The sequence below is a fragment of the Flavobacterium sp. genome, from assembly GCF_035299245.1.
In the GTDB taxonomy this organism is placed as follows: Bacteria; Bacteroidota; Bacteroidia; order Flavobacteriales; family Flavobacteriaceae; genus Flavobacterium.
Genome location: NZ_DATGWY010000006.1, coordinates 199,858 through 207,759, shown reverse-complemented (window position 1 = coordinate 207,759; position 7,902 = coordinate 199,858). Strand labels below are relative to the sequence as shown.

Genomic DNA, 7,902 nt, shown 5'->3' with positions numbered 1-7,902 from the left:
TTTTGAAACACAGATTTTTTTGGTTTTTGGGATTTTAAAGCTATTCTTCTTAGTTAAACTACATTTCTTAACATCACAAATGCCATAGCCCGGATAGCAGTGGAAATCCTGGCATTGCGCAAACAATCGGTGATTTGATTGATTCGTTCCTCGCAATGACAGATTGGAACGAATAGCCGGATTAGCTTCTAGTAAAAAATACTTTCACATTCTACCTATTATATATTGTATGTGTTTTGTTAATCTTATATATTTGCAGTCCATAAAATTTTAGGAATGATAAAGATTACTCTACCTGACGGTTCGGTTAAGGAGTTTGCGAAAGGCACCACTCCAATGAATGTAGCGACTAGCATTAGTGAAGGATTGGCTCGAAATGTGATTTCAGCTTCTTTCAATGGTACCACTATTGAAACTTCTACAGAATTAACCACCGATGGTTCACTCATACTATATACGTGGAACGACAAAGAAGGCAAAAAAGCGTTTTGGCATTCGACTTCACACGTAATGGCCCAAGTGTTGGAAGAAAAATACAAAGGAATCAAATTAACTTTAGGACCGGCGATTGATAACGGCTTCTACTACGACGTTGATTTTGGCGATAATAAAATATCCGAAAACGACTTTAAAGCCATTGAAGACCGCGTTTTAGAGATTTCGAGAGAGAAACACGAGTTTAAAATGCGTGCTGTTTCTAAAGCAGAAGCACTAGAAGTATACAAAAACAACGAATACAAAACCGAATTGATTTCGAATTTAGAAGACGGAACCATTACCTTTTGTGATCATGCTACTTTTACTGATTTGTGTCGTGGTGGACACATTCCGAATACCGGAATCATCAAAGCAATGAAAGTAATGAGTGTTGCTGGTGCTTATTGGCGTGGTGACGAAAAAAACAAACAGTTGACTCGTGTGTACGGAATTTCATTTCCGAAACAAAAAGACTTAACTGAATATTTAGAGTTACTTGAAGAAGCCAAACGCCGTGACCACAGAAAATTAGGTAAAGAATTGGATTTGTTTGCTTTTTCACAGAGAGTAGGTCAAGGTTTACCTTTGTGGTTACCCAAAGGTGCTGCGTTGCGTGACCGTTTGGAGCAATTTTTGAAGAAAGCACAGAAAAAAGCAGGTTACGAACAAGTAGTAACTCCGCACATCGGACAAAAAGAGTTGTATGTAACTTCAGGTCATTACGCCAAATATGGAGCTGATAGTTTCCAACCCATTCATACTCCTGCAGAGGGCGAAGAGTTCTTACTGAAACCAATGAACTGTCCGCATCATTGTGAAATATACAACAACAAACCATGGTCGTATAAAGATTTACCAAAGCGATATGCTGAATTCGGAACTGTGTACCGTTACGAGCAAAGTGGTGAGTTGCATGGATTAACACGCGTTCGCGGATTTACGCAAGACGACGCCCATATTTTCTGTACGCCAGATCAATTGGACAGTGAATTCAAAAAAGTAATTGACCTTGTATTATATGTCTTTGGCTCATTAGGATTTGAAAACTTTACAGCACAAATTTCGTTGCGCGACCAAGAAAATAGAGAAAAGTACATTGGAAGTGACGAGAATTGGGAAAAAGCAGAAAACGCCATCATAAATGCGGCTCGCGATAAAAACTTAAACACTGTAGTAGAATACGGCGAAGCTGCTTTCTACGGTCCGAAATTGGATTTTATGGTGAAAGATGCTTTAGGAAGAAGCTGGCAATTAGGAACGATTCAGGTGGATTACAATTTGCCAGAGCGTTTTGAATTGACCTACAAAGGTGCCGACGACAAATTACACCGACCCGTAATGATTCACCGTGCTCCTTTTGGATCGATGGAACGTTTTATTGCGATTTTACTCGAACATACCGCAGGAAATTTCCCATTGTGGTTGATGCCTGAGCAAGCTATTATCCTGTCTTTGAGCGAGAAATATGAAAATTATGCGAAAAAAGTTTTAGAATTGCTAGAAAATCACGAAATTCGCGCCCTAATTGACAACCGCAACGAGACGATTGGAAAGAAAATCAGAGACGCTGAAGTGCAGAAAATGCCGTTCATGCTGATAGTTGGCGAGGAAGAAGAGAAAAACGGAACGATTTCAGTACGTCGTCACGGACAAGAAGGAAAAGGCAATATTACGGTTACAATTGAGCAATTCGCAGCCATTGTAAACGAAGAAATTGCCAAAACATTAAAAACATTTGAAGTTTAATTAAAATTATAAAGCCATAGCAATTAGAAACAACAGAGGATATCAACCTCGCGTAGAAAAAACAGCAGCCCACAGAATTAATAATTTAATCCGTGGTGTAAACGAAGTGCGTTTAGTAGGAGAAAACATTGAACCAGGTGTTTACAAATTTTCCGATGCTTTACGATTAGCCGAAGAACAAGAAGTGGATTTGGTAGAAATTTCACCCAATGCTGAACCACCTGTTTGTAAATTGATGGATTATGGTAAATTCTTGTACCAGCAGAAAAAACGCGAAAAAGAATTAAAAGCAAAATCGACGCAAATCACGGTGAAAGAAATTCGTTTCGGACCGCAAACTGATGAGCACGATTACGAATTCAAAAGAAAAAATGCTGAGAAATTCCTCAAAGAAGGAGCCAAATTAAAAGCATTTGTATTCTTTAAAGGACGTTCAATCATCTATAAAGAGCAAGGTCAAATCTTATTGCTTCGTTTAGCACAAGATTTAGAAGAATACGGAAAAGTTGAAGCTTTACCTGTATTAGAAGGAAAGAGAATGATCATGTACATCGCTCCAAAGAAGAAAAAATAATATAGCTATAAGCCATAAGCCATAAGCTCTAAGCAATCTGCCTAAAGCCTAAAGCTTACAGCATGAAAAAGTAAGTAAGTTAAATTTAAATAAATTAGGGAAATTATGCCTAAAATGAAAACAAAATCCAGTGCTAAGAAACGATTCAAAGTGACTGGCTCTGGTAAAATCAAGAGAAAACACGCTTTCAAGAGTCACATCTTGACCAAAAAATCGAAAAAGCGTAAATTGGCTTTAACGCACTCTGCTTTGGTTCACAAAACAGACGAGAAAAGCATCAAACAACAATTAAGAATCATCTAATTAATTGACAATGTACAATTGACAATTGATAATTATCCATTGTCAATTATCAACTATCAATTATAAAGATTCTTTAGGTTAAAAAAATTTTAATAACCTTGGAGTATGGCCTACAAGTTCCCTTGATTCAATTCGGGACGCCTGCTACAAAAACACAAGAAAAATTATGCCAAGATCAGTAAATTCAGTTGCTAAAAGAGCAAGAAGAAAAAAGATAATGAAGCAAGCCAAAGGTTTCTTTGGTCGTCGTAAAAACGTTTGGACAGTTGCTAAAAATGCAGTAGAAAAAGCGATGGTGTATGCCTACCGCGATAGAAAAGCAAAAAAGAGAACCTTCCGTGCTTTATGGATTCAACGTATCAACGCTGGAGCTCGTTTAGAAGGAATGTCGTACTCTCAATTTATGGGATTAGTTAAGAAAAACGGTATCGAATTGAACCGTAAAGTATTAGCTGATTTAGCGATGAATCACCCAGAAGCTTTCAAAGCTGTCATCAAAAAAGTAAAATAAACGTTTGTACAACCTTATTTAACTTACTTATAAATCAATCCCGATCTTTTGGTCGGGATTTTTTATTTGAAGCAAACGTACTTCTTCCAATCAACACTTGTCCCGCTTTCCGCTTCAATAAGCTTTGTCAAAGTTTGAAACTTTGACAAAGCTTATTTACTCTACAATCGGGGCTAATCAAGACGTTTTGTTTTTCAGTAGCACTTAATTGCAGTCTTTTTAAACCTAACAGGTTTTGAAAACCTGTTAAGAGCGGCCGAAAATGTCTTCATAATGGCTAAACCACAACCTTAATTGTTTGTATTTTTGACCCATAACAAAACGGATATGAAAACCAAATTTGTCTTTTTACTACTACCCGAAATTCATTTAATGGATTTAGCTGGCCCAGACCAAGCCATTCTCGAAGCCATCGATTACGGCGCCGAATTCGAAATCGAATACTGTAATCTCGAGAATAACATATCTACTACTTCGGGTTTGCCTATTGGTAATGTCAATCATTTTTCAAAAGCACAACTCAACAAAGGCGATTTTCTATTCATTCCTGGTTCGAATGTTTCTTATTTATTGTCGGAAAATTTCAAAAAACAAACCGAATTGCATCAATGGATTATTGCCAATCACCAAAACGGTATCAATATTTGCAGCATTTGTACTGGAGCATTTGCTTTGGCCGAATGTGGTTTGCTCGACAACATTTCATCCACAACGCACTTTAAAAGAACCCAACAACTACAAGAATTATATCCTAAAACCAAAGTAGTAGAAAACATTCTATTCACCGAAACCAACGGAATTTACACCAGCGCCGGAATCGCATCAGGAATTGATCTCACCTTACACATCATCGAACAACTCAAAGGAAGTCATTTTGCTCATTTAGTAGCACGCGAATTGGTCGTTTACAATCGTCGTAATGGCAATGCAGCACAACAAAGCGATTTACTCCAATTCAGAAACCACATCCACACCGGAATTCACAAAGTACAAGACTGGATCATCGAAAACATTCACCTCAAAACTAATTTACCCGATTTAGCAGAAATCGCCAACATGAGCGAACGCAATTTTACGCGCACGTTCAAAAAGGAAACGCAAATCACTGTCAACGATTTCATCACACTCATCCGCAAAGAAAAGATCATGGAATTACTCAAAAATCCAAATTGGTCGCGCTCTGAAATTGCGAACAAAGTCGGTTTACAAAGCGATCGTCAACTCAGTCGAATCATTAACTCTAACTAAATGTTTACAATGAAAAAATCAGACATCCAAAAAATGCCCGAGTATTTTGACCGTTACATCAACCTTACCGACGATGTAACGTATATCGAAGCACTCGAAATCAGTTTAACCGAATTAGAAAATGCACCTATTGATAAATGGAAAGCATTAGGCGAAAAAGTCTACGCACCAGGAAAATGGACCATCAAAGACATGCTGCAACACATCATTGATACCGAACGCGTTTTTGCTTACCGAATGACGGCTTTTGCACGAAAAGATTCGCAAAAAATGCTTGGATTCGACGAAGATAGTTACGCCAATAATGCCTTTGCCAATCGCAGAACAATAGATGATTTGGTAGAAGAATTGGTATTAGTTCGCAAAAATCTAATCGCTCTCTATAAATCATTTACTCCCGAAATGCTGCAATTGGAAGGCAAAGGGTATAATGGCGCAACTTACTCGGTTTTATCAATGGGATTTTGCATGGCCGGTCATCAACGTTGGCATTTTAAAGTATTGGAAGAACGTTATTACCCGCTATTGTAACAAAAAAGTAATAAACGCCACTAATTAGGAAATCAATCAATCAAAAAAGCTATGAAATTACCTAATTATGCGCTTGCAGCATGGCTATTCCTTTTTGTTTCAGCCATGTCAGTTGCCCAAAATAAAGGAACTATAAAAGGTTCGGTTACCAGCAATGACGGAAATCAACTTGGTGGCATCCTAATCACCTTATTACAATCCGATGGAACTACCATTGCAAAAACCAATTTATCGGAAAGCGATGGTAGTTTTTCGTTTGAAGAATTACCGTTTTCCTCCTATTTTGTATCCATTACCGTAAATGAATTTGAAAATTTCATCAGTAGTTCTGTACTTTTATCCGAACAAAATCCAATCGTTCAATTACCAAAAATCACTCTAAAAAAGAACGAAGCCATTCAATTGAACGAGGTCAAAATTGATAAAAAAATTCCGTTTGTAGTTCAAAAAGTGGATAAAACCATCGTCAACCCTGATGCTTTGATTTCGAACGCTGGTGGAAATGCACTCGACGTTTTATCCAAATCGCCTGGAGTTTCAGTGGATGAAAACGGAAACGTAAAACTCAGAGGAAAATCGGGAGTGACTATTTTCATTGATGACAAACCTACTTATTTAACGGGAACGGAATTGGAAAGTTACCTCAAATCATTGCCTTCCAACGCCATCAAACAAGTAGAAATCATGACCAATCCGCCTGCCAAATACGAAGCTTCAGGCAATGGCGGAATCATCAATATCGTTACCAAAAGAAGCAAACTTAAGGGCTTTAATGGAAATGCCAGTTTGAATTACGGTCAAGGAAAATACGCCCGAACAATGGACAATGTCAACCTCAACTACAACGCTCCAAAGTTTGCCATATTTTCCAACTTGAGTTATACCAATGCCGAAACCTACCATGATTTGACCATCGAACGCCGATTTAAAAACCCCGATTTATCGCCACAGTCAAGCTTCGAACAAAACACGTATTTAAAATCGTCACGTCAATCCTACAACGGCCGATTGGGTTTTGATTATTATCTTTCGGAAAAAAGCACTATCGGAATTGTCGCTAAAGGATTGATCAATACGAATGAAAGTCCAAGGTACAATTACGCTACTGTACGCGATGCCATCGGAACCATCAATCAAATTGTAACGGCTGATAATTTTGAAAAAGTGGATTTCAAAAACGGAACGATAACCTTAAATTACCGCCAGCAATTTACCAAACCCGAACAACTGCTTACCACCGATTTTGATTATGTAACCTATTCATCAACTATTGATCAGTTGTATAAAAATGCAGTGGTTGATTTGGTTGGTCCGAATTCGAGTAATGACATCCAAAATGGATATCTGCCTTCAACTATCAACATCTATGCTCTAAAAAGTGATTATACAACTCCGCTTAAAAACGATTCCAAACTCGATTTTGGAGCCAAGGTAAGTTGGACCAAAACCGATAATGATGCAGTATACACCAAAACTACTCAAGCCAACGGAACGCAACCCAATTACGATTTGAGTAATCATTTTTTCTATGATGAAGTCATCAGTGCTGCGTATGTAAACTACACCCAATCGTTCAAAAAAATCGATATTCAAGCCGGTTTACGTTTTGAAGATACCGAACTCAAAGGCAAGCAATTGGGCAATCCTATCAAACCGTACTCCGAATTTAAAAACAATTACAATTCGCTATTTCCAACGGCTTATGTGAGTTATAAAATTGACAGTTTGGCGACCAAAACCATCAATCTTTCGTATGGAAAAAGAGTGGAACGTCCTTTTTATAAAGACTTAAACCCGTTTTCAAGTCCGTTAGACCAATTCACTTACTACGAAGGAAATCCATTTTTGAAACCAACTTTCGGACATAATTTTTCGTTGACGTACAACTACACCGAATTACTTTCGACTTCTTTTTCGTACAGTTACGGCAAAGACGAAATCAAAGAAACCATAGAAATTGTAGACGGAATTTACTACAGTCGTCCCAACAACATTGGCAAAAGCAATCAATACATATTGTCGGTTCAAAGCAGGTTCAATCCGGCAAAATGGCTCACTACCATAGTGTATTCTGAAGTCAATTATTCGCGTTTCAAAAGTCAATTGTACGACCAGACGTTAGATTCCAAAGGAACCTATTGGTTTATTAATGCCACGAATAGTATCCAATTTTCAAAGAAATGGAGTGGTGAAATTATTGGCCAATATTTATCCGAATCGGTGGATGCACAATTTACTATAGGCGATTTCGGATTTGTATCCATCGGTTGTCAAAAGAAAATCCTAAACGATTTGGGAACCTTAAAATTCAATCTAAGCGATGTCTTTTTTACCAATCAGATTAGAGGTAGAATTAATAATTTGGGCACCACCGAAGCCAATTGGTTCGGTCCTCGAGATACTAGAATCTTATCCGTTACGTTTTCTTATAGATTCGGTAAAAACACCAGCAACAAAACCAAATACAACGGAACCGGTTCAGAAAGCGAACAAAATCGTGTAAAAGTGTAGA

The 7,902-nt window shown here is 37.7% G+C and carries 7 protein-coding genes; all 7 read left to right on the top strand.

The annotated features are described in order from the left end of the window. Nucleotides 1–276: 276 nt before the first annotated feature. Nucleotides 277–2,223 (top strand): threonine--tRNA ligase, encoded by a 1,947-nt coding sequence (thrS, locus tag VK161_RS05215; protein ID WP_324213699.1) that lies wholly within the window; start codon nucleotides 277–279, stop codon nucleotides 2,221–2,223. Between the two features lie 76 nt (nucleotides 2,224–2,299). After that, the gene (gene infC, locus VK161_RS05210) at nucleotides 2,300–2,797 is read left to right on the top strand and encodes a translation initiation factor IF-3 (RefSeq protein ID WP_324213706.1); all 498 of its coding nucleotides are present in this window, start codon (nucleotides 2,300–2,302) and stop codon (nucleotides 2,795–2,797) included. A 105-nt stretch (nucleotides 2,798–2,902) separates the two neighbouring features. Next, nucleotides 2,903–3,100, top strand: coding sequence for a 50S ribosomal protein L35 (rpmI, locus tag VK161_RS05205; protein WP_011921545.1), 198 nt, complete (start codon nucleotides 2,903–2,905; stop codon nucleotides 3,098–3,100). Nucleotides 3,101–3,266: 166 nt separating this feature from the next. After that, entirely contained in the window at nucleotides 3,267–3,611 is a 345-nt protein-coding gene (rplT, locus tag VK161_RS05200) for a 50S ribosomal protein L20 (RefSeq protein ID WP_324213698.1), read from the top strand. 327 nt (nucleotides 3,612–3,938) lie between these two features. After that, nucleotides 3,939–4,859: a GlxA family transcriptional regulator gene (locus tag VK161_RS05195; protein WP_324213697.1), complete on the top strand. Its 921-nt coding sequence runs from the start codon at nucleotides 3,939–3,941 to the stop codon at nucleotides 4,857–4,859. 9 nt (nucleotides 4,860–4,868) lie between these two features. Then, a complete protein-coding gene (locus tag VK161_RS05190) occupies nucleotides 4,869–5,390 on the top strand; it encodes a DinB family protein (RefSeq protein ID WP_324213696.1) in 522 nt (173 codons plus the stop codon). 51 nt (nucleotides 5,391–5,441) lie between these two features. Next, nucleotides 5,442–7,901 (top strand): TonB-dependent receptor, encoded by a 2,460-nt coding sequence (locus tag VK161_RS05185; protein WP_324213695.1) that lies wholly within the window; start codon nucleotides 5,442–5,444, stop codon nucleotides 7,899–7,901. Nucleotide 7,902: the final 1 nt, after the last annotated feature.